Source organism: Pseudomonas sp. SORGH_AS_0199, assembly GCF_031453735.1.
In the GTDB taxonomy this organism is placed as follows: Bacteria; Pseudomonadota; Gammaproteobacteria; order Pseudomonadales; family Pseudomonadaceae; genus Chryseomonas; species Chryseomonas aestiva.
The window spans coordinates 4,438,958-4,460,874 of record NZ_JAVJAE010000001.1 but is presented as its reverse complement, the minus strand read 5'-3'; the positions used below and the strand labels follow the sequence as shown (position 1 = coordinate 4,460,874).

At 67.0% G+C, this 21,917-nt stretch carries 21 protein-coding genes; 11 read left to right on the top strand and 10 right to left on the bottom strand.

Annotated features, from left to right (window positions below; translation table 11 throughout):
* The first annotated feature begins 5 nt into the window (after positions 1–5).
* Together QE444_RS20880 and QE444_RS20875 are read left to right on the top strand one after the other, a co-directional pair.
* Positions 6–392 (top strand): tol-pal system YbgF family protein, encoded by a 387-nt coding sequence (locus QE444_RS20880; RefSeq protein WP_133862536.1) that lies wholly within the window; start codon positions 6–8, stop codon positions 390–392.
* A 56-nt stretch (positions 393–448) separates the two neighbouring features.
* On the top strand, positions 449–811 hold the full coding sequence (locus tag QE444_RS20875) for a PilZ domain-containing protein (RefSeq protein WP_026083800.1): 363 nt from the start codon (positions 449–451) through the stop codon (positions 809–811).
* On the opposite strand, the gene QE444_RS20870 is transcribed toward QE444_RS20875, so the two are convergent.
* Genes QE444_RS20870 through QE444_RS20860 form a run of 3 tightly spaced genes read right to left on the bottom strand, consistent with a single transcriptional unit; the run spans position 796 to position 3,781 of the window.
* The gene (locus QE444_RS20870) at positions 796–1,590 is read right to left on the bottom strand and encodes a hypothetical protein (RefSeq protein WP_309741487.1); all 795 of its coding nucleotides are present in this window, start codon (positions 1,588–1,590) and stop codon (positions 796–798) included. The genes QE444_RS20875 and QE444_RS20870 overlap by 16 nt on opposite strands.
* Complete coding sequence (locus QE444_RS20865) at positions 1,587–2,582, bottom strand: MoxR family ATPase (RefSeq protein WP_285386391.1); 996 nt, start codon at positions 2,580–2,582, stop codon at positions 1,587–1,589. The genes QE444_RS20870 and QE444_RS20865 overlap by 4 nt, the downstream gene beginning before the upstream one ends.
* Complete coding sequence (locus QE444_RS20860; RefSeq protein ID WP_309741485.1) at positions 2,579–3,781, bottom strand: DUF4350 domain-containing protein; 1,203 nt, start codon at positions 3,779–3,781, stop codon at positions 2,579–2,581. The genes QE444_RS20865 and QE444_RS20860 overlap by 4 nt, the downstream gene beginning before the upstream one ends.
* Positions 3,782–3,889: 108 nt before the next feature.
* Here QE444_RS20860 and sbcB point away from each other — a divergent pair, with 108 nt between their 5' ends.
* Positions 3,890–5,335: an exodeoxyribonuclease I gene (gene sbcB, locus QE444_RS20855; protein ID WP_187980163.1), complete on the top strand. Its 1,446-nt coding sequence runs from the start codon at positions 3,890–3,892 to the stop codon at positions 5,333–5,335.
* Positions 5,336–5,579: 244 nt separating this feature from the next.
* Here sbcB and mvaT read toward each other — a convergent pair whose 3' ends face one another.
* Positions 5,580–5,963, bottom strand: a complete 384-nt coding sequence (gene mvaT, locus QE444_RS20850; protein ID WP_187980162.1) for a histone-like nucleoid-structuring protein MvaT — start codon at positions 5,961–5,963, stop codon at positions 5,580–5,582.
* A gap of 300 nt (positions 5,964–6,263) precedes the next feature.
* On the opposite strand from mvaT, the gene purU reads away from it, so the two are divergent.
* The gene (gene purU / locus QE444_RS20845) at positions 6,264–7,115 is read left to right on the top strand and encodes a formyltetrahydrofolate deformylase (RefSeq protein WP_133862531.1); all 852 of its coding nucleotides are present in this window, start codon (positions 6,264–6,266) and stop codon (positions 7,113–7,115) included.
* Complete coding sequence (locus tag QE444_RS20840) at positions 7,087–7,338, top strand: hypothetical protein (RefSeq protein WP_285386386.1); 252 nt, start codon at positions 7,087–7,089, stop codon at positions 7,336–7,338. The genes purU and QE444_RS20840 overlap by 29 nt, the downstream gene beginning before the upstream one ends.
* Here the strand turns inward: QE444_RS20840 and QE444_RS20835 are convergent.
* Both QE444_RS20835 and nadC read right to left on the bottom strand, forming a co-directional pair.
* Positions 7,326–7,547 carry a hypothetical protein gene (locus QE444_RS20835; RefSeq protein ID WP_133862529.1) on the bottom strand — a complete coding sequence of 74 codons (222 nt, stop codon included), beginning with the start codon at positions 7,545–7,547 and terminating at the stop codon, positions 7,326–7,328. The two genes, QE444_RS20840 and QE444_RS20835, sit on opposite strands and share 13 nt — an antisense overlap.
* A gap of 118 nt (positions 7,548–7,665) precedes the next feature.
* Positions 7,666–8,514, bottom strand: coding sequence for a carboxylating nicotinate-nucleotide diphosphorylase (nadC, locus tag QE444_RS20830; RefSeq protein ID WP_309741480.1), 849 nt, complete (start codon positions 8,512–8,514; stop codon positions 7,666–7,668).
* A gap of 285 nt (positions 8,515–8,799) precedes the next feature.
* On the opposite strand from nadC, the gene QE444_RS20825 reads away from it, so the two are divergent.
* Positions 8,800–10,986, top strand: coding sequence for a DUF1631 domain-containing protein (locus QE444_RS20825; protein ID WP_187980160.1), 2,187 nt, complete (start codon positions 8,800–8,802; stop codon positions 10,984–10,986).
* A gap of 67 nt (positions 10,987–11,053) precedes the next feature.
* Here QE444_RS20825 and QE444_RS20820 read toward each other — a convergent pair whose 3' ends face one another.
* Together QE444_RS20820 and QE444_RS20815 are read right to left on the bottom strand one after the other, a co-directional pair.
* A complete protein-coding gene (locus QE444_RS20820) occupies positions 11,054–12,346 on the bottom strand; it encodes an NAD(P)/FAD-dependent oxidoreductase (RefSeq protein ID WP_273806432.1) in 1,293 nt (430 codons plus the stop codon).
* A gap of 257 nt (positions 12,347–12,603) precedes the next feature.
* Positions 12,604–13,083 (bottom strand): MOSC domain-containing protein, encoded by a 480-nt coding sequence (locus QE444_RS20815; RefSeq protein WP_309741476.1) that lies wholly within the window; start codon positions 13,081–13,083, stop codon positions 12,604–12,606.
* Positions 13,084–13,166: 83 nt separating this feature from the next.
* Between QE444_RS20815 and QE444_RS20810 the strand changes: the two genes are divergently transcribed.
* Positions 13,167–13,643: an FAD/FMN-containing dehydrogenase gene (locus tag QE444_RS20810; protein WP_133862524.1), complete on the top strand. Its 477-nt coding sequence runs from the start codon at positions 13,167–13,169 to the stop codon at positions 13,641–13,643.
* Positions 13,643–14,203 (top strand): 1,6-anhydro-N-acetylmuramyl-L-alanine amidase AmpD, encoded by a 561-nt coding sequence (gene ampD / locus QE444_RS20805; RefSeq protein WP_309741474.1) that lies wholly within the window; start codon positions 13,643–13,645, stop codon positions 14,201–14,203. Before QE444_RS20810 ends, ampD begins: the two co-directional genes overlap by 1 nt.
* Here ampD and QE444_RS20800 read toward each other — a convergent pair.
* Together QE444_RS20800 and cra are read right to left on the bottom strand one after the other, a co-directional pair.
* Positions 14,200–14,997 carry a TatD family hydrolase gene (locus QE444_RS20800; protein WP_309741472.1) on the bottom strand — a complete coding sequence of 266 codons (798 nt, stop codon included), beginning with the start codon at positions 14,995–14,997 and terminating at the stop codon, positions 14,200–14,202. The genes ampD and QE444_RS20800 overlap by 4 nt on opposite strands.
* Positions 14,994–15,986, bottom strand: coding sequence for a catabolite repressor/activator (cra, locus tag QE444_RS20795; protein ID WP_133862521.1), 993 nt, complete (start codon positions 15,984–15,986; stop codon positions 14,994–14,996). The genes QE444_RS20800 and cra overlap by 4 nt, the downstream gene beginning before the upstream one ends.
* Positions 15,987–16,267: 281 nt before the next feature.
* Between cra and ptsP the strand changes: the two genes are divergently transcribed.
* Genes ptsP through QE444_RS20780 form a run of 3 tightly spaced genes read left to right on the top strand, consistent with a single transcriptional unit; the run spans position 16,268 to position 21,896 of the window.
* The gene (ptsP, locus tag QE444_RS20790) at positions 16,268–19,150 is read left to right on the top strand and encodes a phosphoenolpyruvate--protein phosphotransferase (RefSeq protein WP_309741470.1); all 2,883 of its coding nucleotides are present in this window, start codon (positions 16,268–16,270) and stop codon (positions 19,148–19,150) included.
* Positions 19,147–20,115: a 1-phosphofructokinase gene (gene pfkB / locus QE444_RS20785; protein WP_309741468.1), complete on the top strand. Its 969-nt coding sequence runs from the start codon at positions 19,147–19,149 to the stop codon at positions 20,113–20,115. Before ptsP ends, pfkB begins: the two co-directional genes overlap by 4 nt.
* Positions 20,112–21,896, top strand: coding sequence for a PTS fructose-like transporter subunit IIB (locus QE444_RS20780; protein WP_309741465.1), 1,785 nt, complete (start codon positions 20,112–20,114; stop codon positions 21,894–21,896). Before pfkB ends, QE444_RS20780 begins: the two co-directional genes overlap by 4 nt.
* Positions 21,897–21,917 lie beyond the last annotated feature (21 nt).

Here is a 21,917-nt window from a genome sequence, read left to right as displayed (position 1 = left end):
TTTCCATGCGCCCTTATCTCTGCCTGTTCCTGCTGTTCGGCCTGACCGGCTGCACCAGCGTTTCGATGAATTCCTATCTCGACGCCGCCTACAAGTCCTATGCTGAAGGCGACTGCACCAATGCCCTGCTGCAGATCTCCCAGGCCGAGCGCAAGGGTCGCGCCCGCCCCTGGCTGCAGCCGGAATTCTCCATGCTGCGTGGCCAGTGTCTCGAGCAGCAGCAGCTGTACGCCGACGCCGCTCAGACCTATCGTTTCATCCAGGTCCGGTTTCCGGCCAGCGAATACGCCTTTCGGGCCCAGGCCCGACTGGACACCCTGCGCCAATTGGGGCTAGATGGCGGAACGGCCGTTGCGACGCCCCAACCGGTGCGAAAACTACCGCAGCGCTGAGCTTTCCAGGACGTTGTCGGTAAAGTGGCTTTACCGTGTGCAGGATGAATCGCACCATGACTCAGAATCGTCGTATCGAGCGCCACCAGCTGCCCTACTATCTAAAGGTGTTCAACCGCTTCACCGACAAGCCCATGGGCTACATCGGCAACATCTCCCGCGAGGGGTTGCTGATGATCAGCCAGCTGCCCATGCTGGTGAATGCGCGTTTCGAACTGCGGCTGAAGATTCCGGGGCAGGACGGCCAGTTGCACTTCGTCGACTTCGACGCCCGTTGCCAGTGGAGCCACGAAGACGTGACCCCGGGCAATTACGATTCCGGCTTCAGCGTCGCCGAACCGCCAGCGGAATTCGCCGAGCTGATCGGGGTGCTGCAGCACTATTTCACCTTCGGCCGTCTTTCTCAGTCGGCGATCTGATCCGGGTCACCGGCATTCCATAGCTGCAACAGGCGGGTCTGCAGATCCGCCGTCGCGCTGGCAGGCAGCCAGTGGATTCCCCTTCTCTCCAGGCGCGCGGCCAGACGCTCGCCCTGAAGCCTGGTCTGCCAGGCCTCGGCATAGCGGCAGGCGTCGCGCCAGGTACGGATGTCGTCGGGCTCTGCCAGCTCCTCCAGCGCGGTATCGACCAGCCAGAGCTGCAGGCCGCGTCGGCCCAGATCCAGACGACCGAGCCAGGCCACCCTGGCTTCATCCAGTGGCGCCAGAACCACCAGGACACTGCCGGGTCGCGCCTGGCTGCAAAGCCGCGCCAGCGCCGCCTTGAAATCAGCCGTCGCGCCTGGGACCGACCGAGGAAGGACATCAGGCTTCAGGGGGCGAGCGGGCGTGGCCGCCGCCAGCAGGCGCAGCTCGGGATCGAGGCCGTAGAGCCGCAGCTCATTGCCACTGGCCGCCAGCGCCTGCCAGAAGCCCTGCACCTGTTCGTGGCTTCCGCGTCCGTCGGTCTTTACCAGTCCCGGGCTAGCGATCAGCAGTTGCACAGGCGTGTTCGCCCGCAGGCGTGCCCTGGCTGGCTGCGCGATGAGCGGATTCGCCCGGATCTTTCGCCAGTGCCGGCGCTCCAGCAGGGCCAGCCCCAGGAGCAGCGATGCCCCTGCGGCCGGCAGGGCCTGCCAGCGCAGAGGCGCCAGCCAGCCCAGGATCAGGCTGAGCAGGGCCAGGGCGCCCAGCGCCAGTGGCAGCCAGCGCTGGATCATGGGCGCGGTGCCGGACACTGTCCCAGCAGCTTGAGGATCTGGCCATCCAGGCTGTCGCCCTCGAATTCGCGCTCTGGGGTCAGCCGCAGGCGTGGACGCAGCACGGCGGGCAGCAGGGTGCGCACATCCTCGGGCGTCACGCTGTCGCCACCCCGCAGAAAGGCCTGTGCCTGGGCCAGACGCAGCAAGGCCTGTCCGGCGCGCGGCCCGGCGCCCTGCTCGAAGGCCGGCCACTCCCGGGTGAGGCGGATCAGGCGCACGGCATGCTCGAGGACCGGCTCCGCGACCGGCAGGCCGGCCACCAGTCGCTGCAGGGCTGGCAGATCCCGCGCCTGCAGCAGCGGGCGCAGGGTCGCAGCTTCCAGGGGATCGCCGTGACCCTGCTGGACAGCCTGGCGCAGGGCGGCGAGCTCCTGGCCTTCTGCCGGCCACTCCAGTCGCAGGTGCGCCAGGAAGCGATCCCGTAGCGCCAGCGGCAGATCGCTGTTCGAGGAGCGGGTAGCGATCACCATGAAGGGCGCTGGCAGGGGCACCGGGCGGCCGCCCAGACTCAGCTGGCGACCCTGCAGGGCGTCGTCCAGCAGAGTGAGGATCGCTGGCGGAGCCCGCTGCAGCTCTTCGAGCAGGACCAGGGAGTTGAACAGGGGCCCCCGACGCAGGCGGGCACTGTCGCTGCCGGCGTCCGTGACGATTTCGCCGGCCACCTCGGCAGGGGTCAGGGCCGGATGGCACTGCAGCCGGGCGAAGCCGGCGTCCAGGCTGGCGGCCAGGGCGCGAACCAGCAGCGTCTTGCCGGAGCCGGTCGGACCTTCCAACAGCAGGTGACCGCCGGCCAGCAGGGTGGCGAGCAGACCGTCCACGGCGGCCTCCTGCTGCGGCAGCACCTTGAGCAGCGCCTGTCGCAGGGCCTGCAGTCGGGCCAGGGCGCGGGCCTTGACGCCGCTTTCGCCGGGGTCCGCCGGGGTGGCGTCAGAAGCAGAGCTGTCGGTCATCGGAAGTCCTCGGAAACGGGGGCGCGCACGGTCAGGCGCAACAGGCGCAGCTGGACGATGCGGCGGGTGAAGTCGCGGGTGGAGAGGCGTGCCGGGCTGGGCCGCATCGCCTCGCCCACCATGCGGGTGCTCAGGCCGCTCAGGCGCGCCAGATATTGCCAGCGCTCGGCCACAGTCTGATCGGTGAGTTCGGGGCGACGGCGGCGCACCTCGCGCTGGATATCGCGCTGCAGGGTGGCGATCAGTTCGGGCCAGCGTCTGGCGTCACGCCGGGGCGCCGGATGGTCCTGGCGGCGTCTCAGCCAGAGACCCGCCGCCAGCGTCAGGAGGAGCAGGGCCAGGCCATAGCGTTGCAAGGCGTCCAGCCACAGGGGGAGCGGTGGCGCCGGGGCGATCAGGGTCACCGGCGCGCCCTGGGTGAGGTACCACAGCAGCCAGGCATTGTCGTACTGGGCGAGGTGGGCGTTGCTCCAAAGCGCGGTGTCCGACAGCAGCGTCACGCTGCCGTCGCCCCAGGGCAGCATCAGCATATGGGTGGCGCTGGCGCTGCTGGCCCAGGCCACCGCCTGATCACCGACATCGAACAGATGGCGGCTGTCGTCGAAGCCGAGGTAGGCGGGGGCGTCGTCCTCGGCGAGATAGAGCTGGGTCAGGTTGGGCCAGAGCGGCAGCGCCATGATGGGTGGGGCGGCACCCCCCAGCTCGCGGGTCGGCATGGGGCGAACGCCCAGGGTCGCGCTGAGCGCCAGAGTGCTGTCATCGGCGACGGCCACCAGATGGCCGCCCGCCTCGACCCAGTCCAGCAGCGTCTGCGCCTGAGTCTCCGCCAGGGGCGGATTGCCGGCCAGCCAGAACCTGACGTCCCCGGCCGGCAGCTCGGCGAGTTGTTCGGCTTGGCCGTGCCGCACCCGACTGCCAAAGTGCTGCAGGTAAGCCGCCGCCAGCGCCTGGGGATCGGTGCTGCGGGTGGTCGCGCCGAGTTGGTTGGCGGTCTGCCGCGCCGTCCGGCTGTCGAGTCCCTGATGGGTCAGGCGCAGGCTGGCCGGACCACTGTCGGACTGCGGCGGCAGGGGGCAGGACAGCGGCTCCTGCTGCGCGAGGCAGGCCAGGGACAGGGTCAGCGCCCAGACGGCGGCGCCCAGGCGTACGCCGATACCTCGGCACCTGAAGCGAAGGGAGAGCCGATCGACTGAACGCATGGGCAGAGAGAATACGCGGTAGACAGGCGCCAGAGCCTAGCGGGTGCGGGCGTTCGGGAGCAAGGCGCACGACGATGCTAGACTGCGCCGATTCTAGGGGAGGGCAGTGTGACGCAAAGTATCTTCTGGTACGACTTCGAGACCACGGGGATCGATCCACGGCGGGATCGACCGCTGCAGGTGGCCGGGGTGCGTACCGATCTGGAGCTCAACGAAATCGAGGCGCCGCTCAACCTGCATTGCCAACTGAGCGAGGATGTCCTGCCCCATCCCGCGGCCTGCCTGGTCACCGGTATCCTGCCGGCCACCCTGCAGCGGCTGGGGCTGCGCGAGCGCGACTTCGTCCAGCGCCTCCACGAGGAGTTGCGGCGTCCCAACACCTGCGCGGTCGGCTACAACAACCTGAGATTCGACGACGAAATGGTACGGCACAGCCTGTACCGCAACTTCCACGATCCCTATGCCCGCGAATGGCAGCAGGGCAACAGTCGCTGGGATGTGCTCGGCCTGATCCGGGCGCTCTATGCCTTCCGCCCGGAGAGTCTGAGCTGGCCGCAGGACGCTGAGCGCGTTTCCCTACGCCTGGACCGTCTGACTGTCGCCAACGGCATCGAACACGCTCAGGCCCATGACGCCCTGGCGGATGTCCGCGCGACCCTGGCCCTGGCGCGGCTGGTCAAGCAGCGGCAACCAAGGCTCTATGACTATCTCTGGACGCAGCGCCAGAAGAAGGCGGCGCTGGCGCGCATCCGTCTGCTCGAACCCCTGTTGCACGTTTCCGGCCGCTTCAGCGCCGAGCGACATTTCCTCGCACCCGTGCTGCCGCTGGCCTGGCATCCGGTCAATCGCAACGCGCTGATCGTCTGCGATCTCGGCCTGGCGCCGGAGCCGCTGCTGGAACTGGATGTCGAGACCCTGCGCGAACGCCTCTATACCCGGCGGGAGGCGCTGGCCGAGGGTGACCTCCCGGTGCCGCTGAAGCTGGTACAGATCAACAGGTGTCCGATTCTGGCGCCCTTCAGCGTCTTGCGCCCTGCGGACACGGAGCGGCTGCAATTCGATCAGGCCGCCGTCTGGCGCCGCGCCCGCCAATTGCTCGACCAGCGTGCGACCTGGCAACCCAAGGTGCAGGCGCTCTATGCCGAGGCCTCCGGTTTTGCCACCCGGGAACAGGATGCCGAAGAGAGACTGTACGACGGTTTCATTGCCGCCGAAGAACGGCAACTCTGCGAACAGGTTCAGCAGTGTCCGGCAGAGCAACTTGGCAGCCGGTCCTGGCCTTTTCAGGACGAGCGACATCCGGAGCTGTTCTTTCGCTATCGTGCGCGCAACTTTCCCGAGTTGCTGACCGCGGAAGAGGGGGCGCGCTGGCGACAATTCTGCCGGCAGCGCCTGCTGGGTGAAGAAGGTCAAGGCCATATGACCTGCACCCAGTTCATTACCCTGGCCGAACAACTGCAGCCTGAGGTGGCCAGCGAGCGGGTACCGATTCTCGAGGCCTGGTCCGCCCATGTTCGGGCGTTGATGCAGCGGTTGGATAATCCTGTTGCCTGAAGTCGCGAACAACAAAGGTCGTTAGAGACGTCTGCTAACAGAAAAGACGTGCACAGCCAAAGGTGCCGTGGCCAAGGACCGCAGCTTCAGCTGAGAAAGATGTTGCTTGGACAATATGAAAGACGCGGTGAACGGTCGTGTCAGCGGAGTATTGAAGCTGGCAGTCGGTGTTTGGGGATTGGCTGGTTGCGCAACCCTTTGCCGTGCAGGCAAAAAAAACGCCGGCTGGCCGGCGTTTTTCTGATCAATCCAGCAGGGTTACCCAGGACTCGACGTCATCCGAACCCCACTTGGCTTTCCACTCTTTCAGCGTCTTGTGATTGCCACCCTTGGTTTCAATCACTTCGCCATTGTGCGGATTCTTGTATTGCTTAACTTTACGGGCGCGCTTGGGCGTACTGCCATTGCTGGCCTTGGGCGTACGGGTCTGGCGAGCGGGCTTGGCTTCGGTATCGAGAATGCCGATGATGTCACGCAGGGATTTCTGATACTCACCCATCAGCGCGCGGAGTTTCTTTTCGAATTCCAGCTCACGCTGCAGTTTGTCATCCTCTTGCAGCGACTTCAGGCGCTCCTGCAATTCCTTGATGGCTTCTTCGGTCTGGCGATATTCGTTGATGAGCGACATAAACGGCCTTTGTTCTGAGTGATGCAGAGATGAAATTCTGCATCGATCATAGATTGGCTATTGGAATAAGTAAACTGTCCGCATGACAGCCCGATAATTAAGGCGGCGTCCGTCGCAACAATGATGTTGGTAAAAGGCGCGCAACTTTCAGCAGGTCGGCAGTGGAACTTGTCGGTCCTTACTTGTCCTTTGCAAAGTCTTTACCCTCGCCGTACAGGCGCGCGCCTTGGCACCTTGCGCCGCTCGACGCTGCAGGCGACTGCGCCTAGAATGCAGCCCCTTTTCGTTCGAGGTTGTGCTATGCAAACGTTTCGTCTGGTGATCGCCTGTCCGGACGGGGTAGGTATCGTGGCCAAGGTCAGCAACTTCCTGGCGACCTATAACGGCTGGATTACCGAAGCGAGTCATCACTCGGATACGGAGAGTGGCTGGTTCTTCATGCGCCATGAGATCCGCGCGGATTCACTGCCCTTCGATCTGGCCGGCTTCAGTCAGGCCTTCGCGCCCATCGCGCGGGAATTCTCCATGCAGTGGCGGATCACCGATTCGGCCCAGCGCAAGCGCGTGGTGCTCATGGCCAGTCGCGAATCCCACTGCCTGGCCGACCTGCTGCACCGCTGGCACAGCGGCGAGCTGGACTGCGAGATCCCCTGCGTCATCTCCAACCACGACACCCTGCGCAGCATGGTCGAGTGGCACGGCATTCCCTTTTTCCACGTGCCGGTCGATCCCGCCAACAAGCAGCCGGCTTTCGACGAGGTATCGCGGCTGATCGATCTGCACCAGGCCGATACCGTGGTCCTGGCGCGCTACATGCAAATCCTGCCGCCGGATCTCTGCGCGCGCTATGCCCACCAGGTGATCAACATCCACCACAGCTTCCTGCCGTCCTTCGTCGGCGCCAAGCCCTATCACCAGGCGTCGCTGCGCGGCGTCAAGCTGATCGGCGCCACCTGCCACTACGTGACCGAAGAGCTGGATGCCGGTCCGATCATCGAGCAGGACGTGGAGCGCGTCAGCCACCGGGACAATGTCGAGGACATGGTGCGGCTGGGCAAGGACGTCGAGAAGATGGTGCTGTCCCGCGGTCTGAGATACCACTTGCAAGAGCGGGTCATGGTCCATGGCAACAAGACCGTCATCTTCGACTGACAGCGACTCCCCGGCGGCTGCTCCCGGTACCGCGGAGCAGCCACCCCGTCTGGGCGAAGGTTGCCTGGCCCGCTACGACCTGCAGGCGATGACTCTCGACGGCGGCGCCGACTTCACTGCCGCCGCGGCACTCTGGCGGCAACTGCAGGCACGGCAAGGCGACGAAGACGGCGTGGCGGGTGCTCCGGACAGCGGGGCTGAAGACTCGCCTCAGGTGTCCTGAGTGATGGACTCGTCGCTGGCTTTGGCCTTGAGATCGGCGATCTTGCGCACTTCCGAGGCGAACACCTCGTCCTGCACGGTCGGCCGTTTCTTCCAGGGCTTGCGGTCGGGTTTGGGTTGCGCGGCGTAGGTGACGATTTCGCCACCGTAGACATCCTGATAGCGCTGGGCCTGGCGTTCCAGTTCAGCGCGAAGTTGATCTTTGGTCACGGGTTCGATCTTGTTCGAGTGTCGCGAGAGGCGAGCGGTCGTCAGGACCGCTCGAAGCCGGTGCGCAAGAGGCGCGGCTGCGGAGTCTAGCCGCCGCGCGGCACTTTGCCTATCCCGCTCAGTTCAGGATGCGCATGGACAGGTCGACGGCCTTGACGTCCTTGGTCAGGGTGCCGATGGAGATGTAGTCGACACCGGTCTGGGCGATGCCGAGCAGGGTGTCCTGGTTGACGCCGCCCGAGGCTTCCAGCTTGGCCCGGCCCGCGGTCAGGGCCACCGCCGTGCGCATGTCGGCCAGACTCAGCTCGTCCAGCATGACGATGTCCGCGCCGGCGCTCAGGGCCTGCTCCAGCTCCCGCAGATCTTCCACCTCGACTTCCACCGGACGCCCCGGCGCCAGTTGCCGGGCGGCGGCCACGGCCTGGGCGATGCCGCCGCAGGCGGCGATGTGGTTTTCCTTGATCAGGAAGGCGTCGAACAGTCCGATTCTATGGTTGTAGCAGCCGCCGCAGGTGACCGCGTATTTCTGGGCACGGCGCAGGCCGGGCAGGGTCTTGCGGGTATCCAGCAGCCTTACGGCGGTGTCCTGCACCAGGTCGGCATAGTGGCGGCAGCGGGTGGCGGTGCCGGACAGCAGTTGCAGGAAATTCAGCGCGCTGCGCTCGCCGGTGAGCAGGGCGCGCGCGGGACCCGCGAGTTCGAACAGCACCTGGTCCGCTGCGACCCGCTCGCCATCGGTCACCTGCCAGCGGACTTCCACTGCGGGATCCAGCACCCGGAACACCTCGTCGACCCAGGCCGTGCCTGACACCACCGCGGCTTCGCGGGTGATGATCCGCGCCCGGGCGTGCTGATGAGCGGGGATCAGACCGGCCGTGAGGTCGCCACTGCCGACGTCTTCGCGCAGTGCGGCGGCGACATTGTCAGTGATGACCTGGGCGAGATCGGCAGGGGTAGCGCTGGACATGAAAAAACTCCGAGAAGGGCTGCGGGAGGCGAGCGGGCAACTTTAGGGGAGGTTGACGATCTGAGATAGACAACGTCGAATTATTTGAAGGGCAGGCGCTGACTGACAGGTGCCTTGTGAACCCTGTCATGTACTGTGCAGATGTCGATTGGTCGATGCCTTGGCAAAGCAAATAATGGCACATCGACAACGTTTCACCTCGCGGCCAGGGCGGCCAACGTTGTTCAATGCTCCTGTAGTGGAACGCGATTCAGCCGAACGCAAGAACGGTTGTGGGAGGCGGTGGTGCAGAACGACGTAAACGTAGTTCATTTCAAGGCGCTCGGGGAATCTTCTTCCCGATTGCCCGCAGTGCTTTTACCGGTCAGGGATCGCGCCGCTCAGCGACTCAATGCGTCCTTGCAGCAGCTGTTCGACAACGCCGACGATGCGCTGTTTGAGATGGCCGATCGGGCCGGCAGCAACCAGGAACAGAGTCTCTACTTCGAAGCGATGCGTGATCTGCGCCTCCGGCGCAAGAGCATCGAGCGCAGCTTTCTCCAGCAGTATTTCGAGCGCTTCGCGGCGCTGAACAACCTGGTTGGCAGCAAGCCGGAGATGCGCCTGGACAGCGTTTCCTACGAAGACCTTAGTCTGGTGCAGAACGATGCGCTGGAAGAGAGCGTCGCCGTGGACACCATGGTGGCCAAGGCCCTCAGCAACAACGCCATGGCCATCAGCCACCTGACCATCAGGTTCAATACCCAGCTGTCGAGCAAGCTGGACGATTCGACTCATCCGCTGGGGCCGCGCCGCCTGTGCGAGGCCTTCGTCGAAGCCTGTCGTGATCTCGACACCGACATTAAGGTCAAGCTGATCATCTACAAGCTGTTCGAGCGCTTCGTGCTCAACGGGCTGGGTCAGCTGTATGCGGAATCCAATCGCCAACTGGTCGAGGCGGGCGTACTGCCCCAGCTCAAGGCCATTCCCCAGCAGGTGCCGAGCCGCTCGGCCAAGGGCTACAGCGGACGCACCCCGGCCCACGTCAACAGCGAAGACGACGGTCAGGAACTCTTCGGCACCCTGCAGGGCCTGCTGGCTCAGCTGCGGACGCCGACCAGTGCGGCCTTGGGTGGCGCCATGACCGCAGATGAAGGCGCCGCGACCGGTGATGGCCAGGTCATCACCAGCTATGACCTCATGCGTCTGCTGTCCCACCTGCAGCAGCAGATATCCAGTCAGTCCCTGGATGGCTACGACCTCAAGGCGCAACTGGGTGTTGCCCTGGGCCGCATCAGCGAGCGCTCGGGTCGAAAGCGCGTGGTGGGGCAGGTCGACGAAGACGTTATCAACCTGGTGGCGATGCTGTTCGAATTCATTCTCGACGACCTCACCCTGCCGGATTCGCTCAAGGCACTGATCGCTCGCCTGCAGATTCCCATGCTGAAGGTCGCGGTCCTCGACAAGACCTTTTTCAGCCGTGGCAGCCATCCGGCCCGGCGACTGCTCAACGAGATCGCCGCCGCTTCCCTGGGCTGGGGCGAGCAGAGCGACCTGCAGCGCGACGGCCTGTACCAGAAGATCGAGCAGATCGTGCAGCGCCTGCTGTCCGACTTCGTCGACGATCCGGAGATCTTCGCCGAGCTGCTGGCCGACTTCATGGCCTATGTCAGCGACGAGCAGCGGCGCAGTGAGCTGCTCGAACAGCGCACCCGTGATGCCGAGGAAGGCCGGGCGCGCGCCGAGATCGCTCGCTTGCAGGTCGAGCACGTGCTCAGCCAGCGCCTGCAGGAGCACCCGTTGCCCGCTGCCGTGCAACGTGTCCTGCGCGAGGCCTGGAGCCAGGTGCTGCTGCTGACCTGCCTGAAGCAGGGCTATGATTCCAGCGAATGGCGCGCAGCCCTCAAGACCATGGATGATCTGATCTGGAGCATCCAGCCGCACCACGACGTCGCATCGCGCCAGCGCCTGCTGGAAATGGTGCCCGGCCTGCTCAAGGCACTGCGGGAAGGCCTGGCCAGCGCGGCCTTCGATCCCTTTTCCACCTCCGAATTCTTCACCGAGCTCGAGTCCCTGCACGTCCAGACCTTTCAGCAGACCCGTCCCGAACTGGCGGATGCGGCGGCGGATACGGCGGTCGTGGTGCCGGCGTCGGTGCCTGTCGACGAGCCCTTCGAGCTGCCGCGCGCGGCTGAGCGGATCACCGGACTGACCAGCGACTCCCTGGAGTGGGTGGATGTCCTCTCGGTGGGCGCCTGGTTGGAAATCCAGGATGTCGAGCAGAAGCTGCGCTGCAAGCTGGCCGCGGTCATCCGCCCCATGGGCCGCCTGGTGTTCGTCAATCGGACCGGCATGAAGGTGCTGGACCGGACCCGCGAGGAACTGGCGCTGGATTACCAGGAGGGTCGGGTACGGCTGCTGGACGATGCCCTGCTGTTCGACCGGGCCATGACTTCGGTGATCGGCAATCTGCGCGGTCAGTCGCTGTCCTGAGTGCTTTGCGCAAGGCATAAAAAAAGCCGTCCCTGAGGACGGCTTTTTTCATGCCCAGACCAGAGGCCTAGTGCAGCTTCAGGCGCGGCTCGGTCTTGCGTCTCAGGTGATCGCCGGCAAACAGCGCCAGGGCACGCAGCGGGCCATAGAGGGCGACTTGGTGCATCCGGTAGAGCGACACATAGAAAGTCCGCGCCAGCCAGCCTTCCAGGGTCAGGCTGCCGAGGGCGCCGCCCATGAGATTGCCCACCGCGCTGAAGCGCGACAGCGAGATCAGCGAGCCGTAGTCCTTGTAGACATAGTCGGGCAGCGGCTTGCCTTCCAGGCGCGCCTTGAAAGTCTTGACCAGCAGCGAGGCCTGCTGGTGGGCGGACTGGGCGCGCGGTGGCACGGTACGGGTGTCGCCGGGGGTCAGGGGGCAGGCCGCGCAGTCGCCGAGGGCGAAGACGTTCGGGTCGCGGGTGGTCTGCAGCGTCGAGTTGACCACCAGCTGGTTGATGCGATTGGTCTCGAGGCCCGCCAGGTCCTTGAGAAAGGCCGGGGCGCGGATACCGGCGGCCCAGACCTTGAGACTGGCCGGAACGAATTCGCCCGCGGTCTGCAGGCCGTCGGCGCGGACTTCCTTGACCGCCGAACCGGTCAGCACCCGTACGCCGAGTTTCTCCAGGGTGCGGTGCGCCTGGCCGGCGATTCGCTCGGGCAGCGCCGGCAGGATGCGTGGACCGGCCTCGACGAGGGTGATGCGCAGGTCTTCGGGACGGATGCGGTCCATGCCGTAGGCTTGCAACTCTTCGGCGGCGTTGCGCAATTCGGCCGCCAATTCCACGCCGGTAGCACCGGCGCCGACAATGGCCACCTCGATGTATTCACCCGGCTGCTCGCTGACGTGGGCGCGCAGGTAGTGGGTCAGCAGCTTGCGGTGGAAGCGTTCGGCCTGGGCACGGGTGTCGAGGAAGATGCAATTTTCCGCAGCGCCTGGCGTACCGAAGTCGTTGGTGGTACTGCCGATGGCCAGCACCAGGGAGTCGTAGCCGATCTCCCGTTCCGGGACCAGGACGGCGCCGTCGTCCTCGATCGCGGCCAGCTGCACCTTGCGGCGCTCGCGATCCAGGCCGGTCATGCGGCCGAGCTGGAATTCGAAGTGGTTCCACTTGGCCTGGGCGACATAGCTGAGTTCGTCCTCGGTGGAATTGAGCGAGCCGGCGGCCACCTCGTGCAGTAGCGGTTTCCACAGGTGGGTGGCGTTGGCGTCGATCAGCACGATCTGCGCCTGGTCGCGCTTGCCGAGGCTGCGTCCCAGGCGGGTAGCCAGTTCCAGGCCGCCGGCGCCGCCGCCGACGATAACGATGCGATGGGTCATGGAGAGCACTCATGGAGAAGGAAAGCGGGGGCCGGACCGGGCGCGTCGCCGCAAGCGGGCGCAGTCCCGGGTCGGTAGAAATCTGGGGGTCGTCGCAACGCGTGATAGTCGCGCCATCTAGCAGAGAAGATGGGCGAAAAGTCGTGACTTTCAAGGGAGGCGGCGTGCATCTGCTCTGGCAAGGATGTCTGCGGCGACGAGAGGTAGCGCTAGTTTAACCGGGCTGACCCGGCCATTCGACCCTGGAGATACTGGGGTCAATCCAGGACCTCCACCCGATCGCCCAGGCGGATGATGCCGCTTTCCAGCACCCGGGTCGTGAGGCCGCCATGGCCGCGCATGACCTGGAAGGTCCCCGGGCCCAGGCGTTCTTCCAGGCGCGCGCAGGGCTGGCACCAGCCCGTGGTCTCCAGGATCGCCTGGCCGATGCGAAAGCGCCGGTTCTTCAGGCTGAACAGATTGATCCCGGCGATGGCCAGATTGCGGCGCAGATCGGCGGGTGCGACCGTCTTGCCGATCAGTGCGGCCACCACCGGCAGGTGTTCCCACTGGATGAGGGTGACCTGGCGCTGGTTGCGCGAGGTAGGGCGGGCGTGATCGCCGGTCAGGCCCGCGTCACGCCGGGCTTCCACGGCCTCGATCTCGACCGTGGGCGCACGGGAGGCGGGTCGCACGCCGATCCAGCGCACCTCGCCGGACTGGGGGACCTGGGCGAGCAGTTCTTTGAGCGGGATCATGGAGCTCCTCGACGCGATGGTGGTGCCAATTCGAGCGGTAGGGCAGGATAGCGGCCTCGATAGACCTTTCAAGAGAGGATGCCATGCGCGCTGGAGTTCTGGCGTTGTTGCTGTCGTGTCTGCTGCTGCCCCTGACCGCCCTGGCGCTCGAACCCGGCGAGCGGGTGGCACCCTTCACCCTGCTCGATCAGCGTGACCAGCCCTATACCTTCGACGACCAGCTGCAGGTCCTGCTGGTGGCGCGCAGCATGAGCGGCTCCGGCCTGGTCAAGGAAGCCATGCGCGAGCAGCCGGCGAACTATATCGACGGCAGCCGGGTGGCCTACATCGCCGATATCAGCAGCATGCCGGCGGCCATCACGCGGATGTTCGCCGTACCGGCCATGCGCAAGTACGGCTACCGAATCCTGCTCGATCGCGAATCGCGGATCGTGCCGCGCTTTCCGGGCGCTGCCGACAAGGTGCTCTGGGTGACCCTCGATCATGGCCGCTTCGTCAGCCAGCGCGAATTCAGCGACGCCACCGCGCTGCGCGACGCGCTCAAGGCCAAGGCCCGCTGATGGAGCGGGCGTTCGTCGAGGGCTGGTATCGCGAGGCGCGCCGCTGTCCTTCGCCCAACCACAACGAACGCCCGGTGGGGACGGTGGTGTCCCTGCTGGTGATCCACAACATCAGCCTGCCGCCCGGGCAATTCGGTACCGGCTGCGTCCAGGCGTTCTTCCAGAATTGCCTGGATCATTCGGCCCATCCCTTCTTCGCGGAGATCGCCGAACTGAAGGTGGCGGCGCACTTTCTCATCGAGCGCGACGGGGCGGTGACCCAGTTCGTCTCCTGCGAGCAGCGCGCCTGGCATGCCGGTATCTCCTGCTTCGACGGGCGCGAAAACTGCAACGACTTCTCCCTGGGCATCGAACTGGAAGGCACGGACGACCTGGCCTACACCGACGCCCAGTATCTTGCCCTGGGGCGGCTGACGCGGGCGCTGCAGCGCGCCTATCCGGCGATCAGCGCCGAGCGCATCCAGGGCCACAGCGCTATCGCCCCGGGGCGCAAGACCGATCCGGGACCGGCGTTCGACTGGCTGCGTCTGCACGCCGAGCTGCAGGACGGCGACGTCTAGGCCAGCCGGTCCGCGTCCCAGCCGAGCACCGCGCAGGCATTACGCGTAGTGGTCGCCGCGAGCGTCTCGGCCGAAACCTGCCACAGCGGCGCCAGGGCGGCGCAGATGGCCGGCAGATGGGTAGGGCTGTTGCGCACGTCCGGATGCATGGCGGGTGGCATGTCGGGCGCATCGGTCTCCAGCACGATGCCCTCCAGCGGCAACTGTGGCAGTACCCGCTGCAGTCTCTTCGCCTGCGGCCAGGTGGGCGCGCCGCCCAGGCCGATCTTGAAGCCCAGGCGCAGGTATTCGCGAGCTTCTTCATAGCTGCCGGAAAAGGCGTGGGCGATGCCGGCTCGGGGTGGCTTGAGACGCTTCAGGATCCTGACCACATCGGCATGGGCGCGGCGCACGTGCAGCAGCACCGGCAAGTCCAGCTCCATGGCCAGGCGCACCTGCTGTTCGAAGAACCAGGCCTGGCGCGTCTTGTCCGGCGCCTCGATGAAATAGTCCAGACCGATCTCGCCCAGGGCGCAGAGGCGGGGATCGCTCCGGCGTTCCAGGCAAAAGGTCCGGAGCGCCTCGATATCGGCCTCCTGATGGCGCTGCAGGTACAGCGGATGCAGGCCGGGCGCCGCATGGAGGCCGGCGTTATCCGTGGCAACCCGCCAGAGTTGCGGCCACTGGCTGCGCTCGACGCCGATCAGCACCTGGCGAATCACCCCGAGTCGCGCGCATTCGGCCAGCAGGCCCGGTCGCGCGGCGTCGAAGTCCGGATAGTCCAGATGGTTGTGGGTATCGATCAGCAGGCTCATGGCAGACGGCGTTTGAGCACCCTCGGGATGGCCTGCACACCGGGCAGGTAGTGATCGTTTTCCAGGGCGTCCAGCATCAGCTCCAGGGCGCGCTCGGTGATGACCTCGTGCTGCTGGGAGATGGCGTTGACCTTGAACGGCAGGTAGTCCAGCAACTGGGTATCGCCGAAGGTGGCCAGGCGCAGGGTGTCGCCTGCGGCCAGTGGATGATCGCGCAGCACATCCAGCACGCCTTGCAGCAGGACGTAGGAGGTGGTTAGCAGCGCCTCGGGCCAGTGGCCGAGTTCTTCGATCATGGCCAGCGCCTGGGCGCGACCGCCTTCCCGGCTGTAGTGGGGTGCATGCCGCTCCCAGTGGCGCGCCGGGTGGTCGGCGAGGGCCGCGGCGAAGCCGGCGGCGCGGGCGCGGCTGATGGCCAGGTCGGGACGGGCGCCGATCAGCGCGATGCTGTGGGTGTTCGGTGTCAGCAGCGTGGCCGCCAGTTGCCGGCCGGCGGTGTGGTCGTCGCTGACCACCGAGCAGAATTGCGCCGGATCGAGCTGGCGATCGATGGCGATGATCGGGATGTTGTGTTCCTGCAGCTGGCGGTACGGGGCGTCGTCCTCGGCGAGGCTGCTGGCGGTGAACAGGCCGTCGCAGCGGCGCGCGCGAAACAGCGCGATCAGCTGACGTTCGCTGTCGGGATTGTCGTCGGTGCAGGCGATCAGCAGCTGATAGCCGCGCGCCCGTGCCCGGCGTTCCAGCTGCTTGGCCAGGCGCGCGTAGCTGGGGTTCTCCAGGTCGGGCAGCAGGAAGCCCAGGGTGTGGGTGGCACCACGGCGCAGGCCGGCGGCGCGCTGGTCGGGCTGGTAGCCGTGGGCTTCGACCACGGCCATGACCCGCGCCACGGTCGCCGCGCTGATGCGTCTTTGCGCCGCCTTGCCGTTGATGACGTAGCTGGCGGTGGTGAGGGATACGCCGGCCAATTGGGCGATGTCGCTGAGTTTCACGCCTGTTCCTCATGGGACCTGAATGGCCTGGCGCTGTACGGCGCTGGCGAGACGGTCTTTATTGTGTGTTGTGCTTCAAGGATCGGCGATTATCGAGTAACGTTCCAGTCCCATTGGGTGAAACGTTTCAGCTTTCTGTTGTCCGAGGGCTGGCACGAATCTGCCAAGGGCCCTGCCACGCCGCTCCCGACGCGATTGCAGGGCTGAGCGAGCCGGCAAGCATCTATTACAAGAAAGGCACGGCGCCAGGATCAGGCGCGCGGCGCCGGAGGTATCCTTCCATGTTCGAACTCAATGCCCAGCATATCCGCATGGCCCAGCAGGCGCCGGACAAGGCGACTGCCCTGGCCATGCTCGCCGAGTCCCTGGTGACCGACGGTCTGGTCGCCCCGGGTTATCTCGAAGGGCTCAAGGCCCGCGAGGCCCAGGGCTCCACCTACCTCGGCCAGGGTATCGCCATTCCCCATGGTACGCCTCAGACCCGCGACCAGGTGTTCGTCACCGGCGTGCGGATGATGCAATTCCCGCACGGGGTGGACTGGGGTGATGGTCAGCTGACCTACCTGGCCATCGCCATCGCCGCCAAATCCGACGAACACCTGCGCATCCTGCAGCTGCTCACCCGGGCCCTCGGTGAAAGCGACCTGCAACAGGCCCTGCGCGAGGCCCGCGAACCCCAGCAGATCCTCGACCTGCTGCAGGGCGCGCCCCAGGCGCTGGCGCTGGACGAAGAACTGGTGCAACTGGCCATCGATGCCGAGGACCTGGAAGACCTGGCCTGGCAGGGTGCGCGCATGCTCAAGCACATGGAATGCGTGGGGGCCGGCTTCGCCGGTGCCCTGCAGGCCAGCCAGCCGCTGCCGCTGGGCGACGGCCTCTGGTGGCTGAATAGCGAGACCGCGGTGAAACGCCCCGGCCTGGCCTTCGTCACTCCGCTGCAGACCCTGCAGGTGCAGGAGCAGCCGGTGCGCGGCCTGTTCTGCCTGGCCAGCCTGGGCGAGGGCCATCGTGCCCTGCTCGAACGCCTCTGCGATCTGCTCGTCGCCGGCCGTGGCCAGGAGCTGGCCCAGGCCACCTCCCGCCGCGCCGTGCTCGAAGCCCTGGGCGGCGAAGTCGCCCCGGACTGGCCCAGTGCCCAGGTGGTGCTGGCCAACGCCCATGGCCTGCATGCCCGTCCGGCCAAGGAGCTGGCGCGGCTGGCCAAGGCCTATGACGGCGAGATCCGCGTGCGCGTCGACAACGGCGCCCCGGTCTCGGCCAAGAGCCTGTCGCGGCTGCTGGCGCTGGGGGCCCGTCGCGGCCAGACCCTGGAATTCCTCGTCGAGCCTGGCACCCCGGCCGAGGCCGCGCTCAACGATCTGATCGGCGCTGTGCAGGCCGGTCTCGGTGAGGAAGTGGAACCGGTCACCGCCAGCGCACCGGCCCCGGCCGGGGCCGCCCGGGTCACCGCCATCAGCCTGGTGGACCCGTCCGAACAACTGCCGCTGGCCCCGGGCGATCGCGCCCAGGCCGTGGCCGCCGCCCCCGGCCTGGCCGTGGGCCCGGCCCATGTGGTGGCACCCCAGCACTTCGACTATCCCGCTACCGGCGCAGGCGCCGCCGCCGAACGCCAGCGCCTGGATGCGGCCCTGGCCGCGGTACGCGCGGATATCGAGGCGCTGATTGCGCGCAGCGAGGCCAGCGCTCTACGCGAGATCTTCCTGACCCACCTGGAGATGCTGGAAGACCCGGATCTGCAGCAGGGCATCGCCGCCCGCCTCAAGGCCAACGCCAGCGCTGCGGCCGCCTGGGACGCCCAGATCGAGGAAGCCGCCAGCCAGCAGGAAGCCCTGCAGGACAAACTGCTCGCCGAGCGCGCCGCCGACCTGCGCGATGTCGGCCGGCGGGTACTGGCCCAGCTGTGCGGCGTCGAATCCGCCCGCGAGCCTGAAGAACCCTATGTGCTGGTGATGGACGAGGTCGGCCCGGGCGATGTGGCGCGGCTGGACCGCGAGCGCGTCTGCGGCATCCTCACCGCCCGTGGCGGCGCCAGCTCCCACAGCGCCATCGTCGCCCGCGCCCTGGGCATTCCGGCCATCGTCGGCGCCGGTCGCCGCGTGCTGGACCTGGCGCCGCGCAGCGTGCTGCTGCTGGATGGCGACAAGGGCACCCTGGAAATCGCCCCGGATGCCCGTCGCATCGAGGCCGTGCAGCGTGAGCGCGAGGTCCAGGCCGAGCGTCGCCGCGCCGCTGAAGCGCGCCGTTTCGAAAGCGCCACCACCCGTGACGGCCACCACGTCGAGATCGCCGTGAACCTGGGCGATACCGCCCAGGCCGCCGCCGCGGTGGAGCAGGGCGCCGAAGCCGTCGGCCTGCTGCGGACCGAACTGGTGTTCATGAGCCACGACAGCGCGCCCGACGAGGCCACCCAGGAAGCGGAATACCGCCGCGCCCTCGATGGCCTGGCCGGCAAGCCGCTGGTGGTGCGTACCCTGGACGTCGGTGGCGACAAGCCGCTGCCCTATCTGCCGCTGCCACCGGAAGAGAACCCCTTCCTCGGCATCCGCGGCATCCGCCTGACCCTGCGCCGTCCGGAACTGCTGGAAACCCAGTTGCGTGCCCTGCTCAAGGCCGCCGATGGCCGGCCGCTGCGGATCATGTTCCCCATGATCGGCCTGGTCGAGGAGTGGCGTCAGGCGCGTGACATCCTCGACCGCCTGCGCCAGGAGATCCCCACCACCGACCTGCAGGTCGGCATCATGATCGAGGTGCCCTCGGCCGCGCTGCTGGCGCCGGTGCTGGCTCCGGAAGTGGACTTCTTCAGCGTCGGTACCAATGACCTGACGCAATACACCCTGGCCATCGATCGCGGCCACCCGCTGCTGTCCGGCGAGGCCGATGGCCTGCACCCCAGCGTGCTGCGCCTGATCGACATGACGGTGCGCGCCGCCCATGCCCACGGCAAGTGGGTGGGCGTCTGCGGCGAGCTGGCAGCCGATCCCCTGGCGGTGCCGGTCCTGGTCGGCCTGGGCGTGGACGAGCTGTCGGTCTCGGCCCGCAGCGTGCCGCTGGTCAAGGCCCGGGTGCGCGAACTGGAGCTGCGCCTGGTGCAGTCCTGCGCCGCCCGCGCCCTGGAACTGGCCACTGCCGCGGAAGTGCGGCAGAGCGTGGAGGCCCTGCGATGAGCCGTATCCTCACCCTGACCCTTAATCCGGCGCTGGACCTCACCGTCCAGTTGCCGGAGCTCAAGCCCGGCGCGGTGAATCGCAGCGAGGCGGTGATCGTCCATGCCGCCGGCAAGGGCATCAACGTCGCCCAGGTGCTGGCCGATCTCGGCCACGACCTGACGGTGAGCGGCTTTCTCGGTGCTGACAACGCCACCGCCTTCGAGGCCCTGTTCGCCCGCCGCGGCTTCACCGATGCCTTCGTCCGGGTCGCCGGCGAAACCCGCAGCAATCTCAAGCTGGCCGAGGCCGCTGGGCGCATCACCGACATCAACGGACCCGGCCCGGAGGTGTCCGCCGCCGCCCAGCAGGAATTGCTCGAAACCCTCGATCGCCTGGCCCCTGGCCACGACGCCGTGGTGGTGGCCGGCAGCCTGCCGCGCGGGGTGACCCCCGAGTGGCTGGCCGCGCTGGTCGGTCGGCTCAAGTCGCTGGGCCTGCCGGTGGCCCTGGACACCAGTGGCGCCGCCCTGCGCGCCGCCCTGGCCGCCGGTCCCTGGCTGATCAAGCCCAATACCGAAGAATTGGCCGAAGCCTGTGGTGCACCCGCCGAGACCGCCACCGAGCAGACGCTGCTGGTCGAGCAACTGCGCGCCCTCGGCATCGAGCATCTGGTGATCTCCCAGGGCGCCGACGGCGTGCGCTGGTACGGTCAGCAGACCCTGGAGGCGCAGCCGCCTAGGGTCACCGTGGCGAGCACCGTCGGGGCGGGGGATTCCCTGCTGGCCGGCATGCTGCACGGTCTGCTCACCGGCCAGTCGCCGGAACGCACCCTGACTACGGCCACCGCCATCGCGGCCCTGGCGGTCACCCAGATCGGCTTCGGCATCAACGATTCCGCGCAACTCGCCACCTTCGAAGACCAGGTGCGGGTACGCGTCCTTCCCGACTTTCCGCTAGAACAAGAATCAGGGGTAAACCCATGAACATCGCCATCGTCACGACCTGCCCGACCGGCATGGTCACCAGCGTGCTCAGCGCGCGCCTGCTGGACGCCGCCGCCCAGCGCCGTGGCTGGACCACCAGCGTCGAGATCCACGACGGCCCCGAGGCCACCCTGCTGACCGACGACCAGGTGGCGCGCGCCGAACTGGTGGTGGTGGTCCATACCGGAGCGGTCGACCTGTCCCGCTTCGTCGGCAAGCGTGTCTACCGCGCCGCTCCGGCCGAAGCCCTGCGCGACGTCGATGCCTTCCTGCAGCGCGCCGCCAGCGAAGCCAAGGTGCTGGAACAGGCCCCGGCGGCCAGCGGCGCTGCGCCAAGCGTACCGGCCAGTGCCAGCGAGACGCCACGGCTGGTGGCCATCACCGCCTGCCCGACCGGTGTCGCTCACACCTTCATGGCGGCCGAGGCCCTGCAGAACGCGGCCAAGAAGCTCGGTTATCGCCTGCACCTGGAAACCCAGGGCTCGGTAGGGGCGCGCAATCCGCTGCCGGCCGAGGCCATTCGCGATGCCGACGTGGTGCTGCTGGCCACCGACATCGAGGTCAATGTTGAGCGCTTCGCCGGCAAGCGCGTCTATCGCTGCGGCACCGGCGTCGCCCTCAAGCAACCCGAGGCGACGATCAAGAAGGCGCTGGCCGAGGGCGAAACCTTGGCCGGTAGCGCCGTGCCAGCGGCGGGCGAGGGCGCCAAACCCGCCAAGAAGGAAGGCGCGGGCGTCTACAAGCACCTGCTCACCGGGGTGTCCTACATGCTGCCGATGGTGGTGGCGGGCGGTCTGCTGATCGCCCTGTCCTTCGTCTTCGGCATCGAGGCCTTCAAGGAGCAGGGCACCCTGGCCGCGGCCCTGATGCAGATCGGCGGCGAATCGGCGTTCAAGCTGATGGTCCCGGTGCTGGCCGGCTACATCGCCTATTCCATCGCCGACCGTCCGGGTCTCGCGCCCGGCATGATCGGTGGCTGGCTGGCCGCCAGTCTGGGCAGCGGCTTCATCGGCGGCATCATCGCCGGCTTCCTGGCGGGCTACGTGGCCAAGGCCATCGCCCAGCACGTCAAGCTGCCGGCCAGCGTCGAGGCGCTCAAGCCGATCCTGATCATCCCGCTGTTCGCCAGCCTCATCGTCGGCCTGGTGATGATCTATCTGGTCGGCACTCCGGTGGCCGGCGCCCTCAGTCGACTCACCGACTTCCTCAACAATCTCGGCACCAGCAATGCCGTGCTGCTCGGCCTGATCCTCGGCGCCATGATGTGCATCGACTTTGGCGGCCCGATCAACAAGGCCGCCTACGCCTTCACCGTCGGCCTGCTGGCGTCCAAGACCTACGGACCCATGGCCGCCACCATGGCGGCCGGCATGGTGCCGCCCATCGGCATGGGCATCGCCACCCTGCTGGCGCGGCACAAGTTCGCCCAGAGCGAGCGCGAGGCCGGCAAGGCGGCCTCGGTGCTGGGGCTGTGCTTCATCTCCGAGGGGGCGATTCCCTTCGCCGCCAAGGATCCGCTGCGGGTGATCCCGGCCAGCGTCATCGGCGGCGCCCTGACCGGCGCCCTGGTGATGCTGTTCAACTGCAAGCTGATGGCGCCCCACGGTGGCCTCTTCGTGCTGCTGATCCCCAACGCCATCAGCCACGCCTGGCTGTACCTGGGCGCCATCGCCGCCGGCAGTCTGGTGACCGGGGTCATCTACGCGGTGCTCAAGCGCAACGAAAGCCGCCACCGAGCTGGTCCCCGCGGCCTGATCCGGACCCTGACGATACCGCTGTAACAAGAGGTTACACTGGGAGGC

Bases quoted from the DNA above. Each gene is read 5' to 3' on its own strand.
- QE444_RS20880 (WP_133862536.1), top strand. From the start codon at position 6: ATGCGCCCTTATCTCTGCCTGTTCCTGCTGTTCGGCCTGACCGGCTGC.
- QE444_RS20875 (WP_026083800.1), top strand. From the start codon at position 449: ATGACTCAGAATCGTCGTATCGAGCGCCACCAGCTGCCCTACTATCTA.
- QE444_RS20870 (WP_309741487.1), bottom strand. From the start codon at position 1,590: ATGATCCAGCGCTGGCTGCCACTGGCGCTGGGCGCCCTGGCCCTGCTC.
- QE444_RS20865 (WP_285386391.1), bottom strand. From the start codon at position 2,582: ATGACCGACAGCTCTGCTTCTGACGCCACCCCGGCGGACCCCGGCGAA.
- QE444_RS20860 (WP_309741485.1), bottom strand. From the start codon at position 3,781: ATGCGTTCAGTCGATCGGCTCTCCCTTCGCTTCAGGTGCCGAGGTATC.
- mvaT (WP_187980162.1), bottom strand. From the start codon at position 5,963: ATGTCGCTCATCAACGAATATCGCCAGACCGAAGAAGCCATCAAGGAA.
- purU (WP_133862531.1), top strand. From the start codon at position 6,264: ATGCAAACGTTTCGTCTGGTGATCGCCTGTCCGGACGGGGTAGGTATC.
- QE444_RS20840 (WP_285386386.1), top strand. From the start codon at position 7,087: ATGGCAACAAGACCGTCATCTTCGACTGACAGCGACTCCCCGGCGGCT.
- nadC (WP_309741480.1), bottom strand. From the start codon at position 8,514: ATGTCCAGCGCTACCCCTGCCGATCTCGCCCAGGTCATCACTGACAAT.
- QE444_RS20820 (WP_273806432.1), bottom strand. From the start codon at position 12,346: ATGACCCATCGCATCGTTATCGTCGGCGGCGGCGCCGGCGGCCTGGAA.
- QE444_RS20815 (WP_309741476.1), bottom strand. From the start codon at position 13,083: ATGATCCCGCTCAAAGAACTGCTCGCCCAGGTCCCCCAGTCCGGCGAG.
- QE444_RS20810 (WP_133862524.1), top strand. From the start codon at position 13,167: ATGCGCGCTGGAGTTCTGGCGTTGTTGCTGTCGTGTCTGCTGCTGCCC.
- ampD (WP_309741474.1), top strand. From the start codon at position 13,643: ATGGAGCGGGCGTTCGTCGAGGGCTGGTATCGCGAGGCGCGCCGCTGT.
- QE444_RS20800 (WP_309741472.1), bottom strand. From the start codon at position 14,997: ATGAGCCTGCTGATCGATACCCACAACCATCTGGACTATCCGGACTTC.
- ptsP (WP_309741470.1), top strand. From the start codon at position 16,268: ATGTTCGAACTCAATGCCCAGCATATCCGCATGGCCCAGCAGGCGCCG.
- pfkB (WP_309741468.1), top strand. From the start codon at position 19,147: ATGAGCCGTATCCTCACCCTGACCCTTAATCCGGCGCTGGACCTCACC.
- QE444_RS20780 (WP_309741465.1), top strand. From the start codon at position 20,112: ATGAACATCGCCATCGTCACGACCTGCCCGACCGGCATGGTCACCAGC.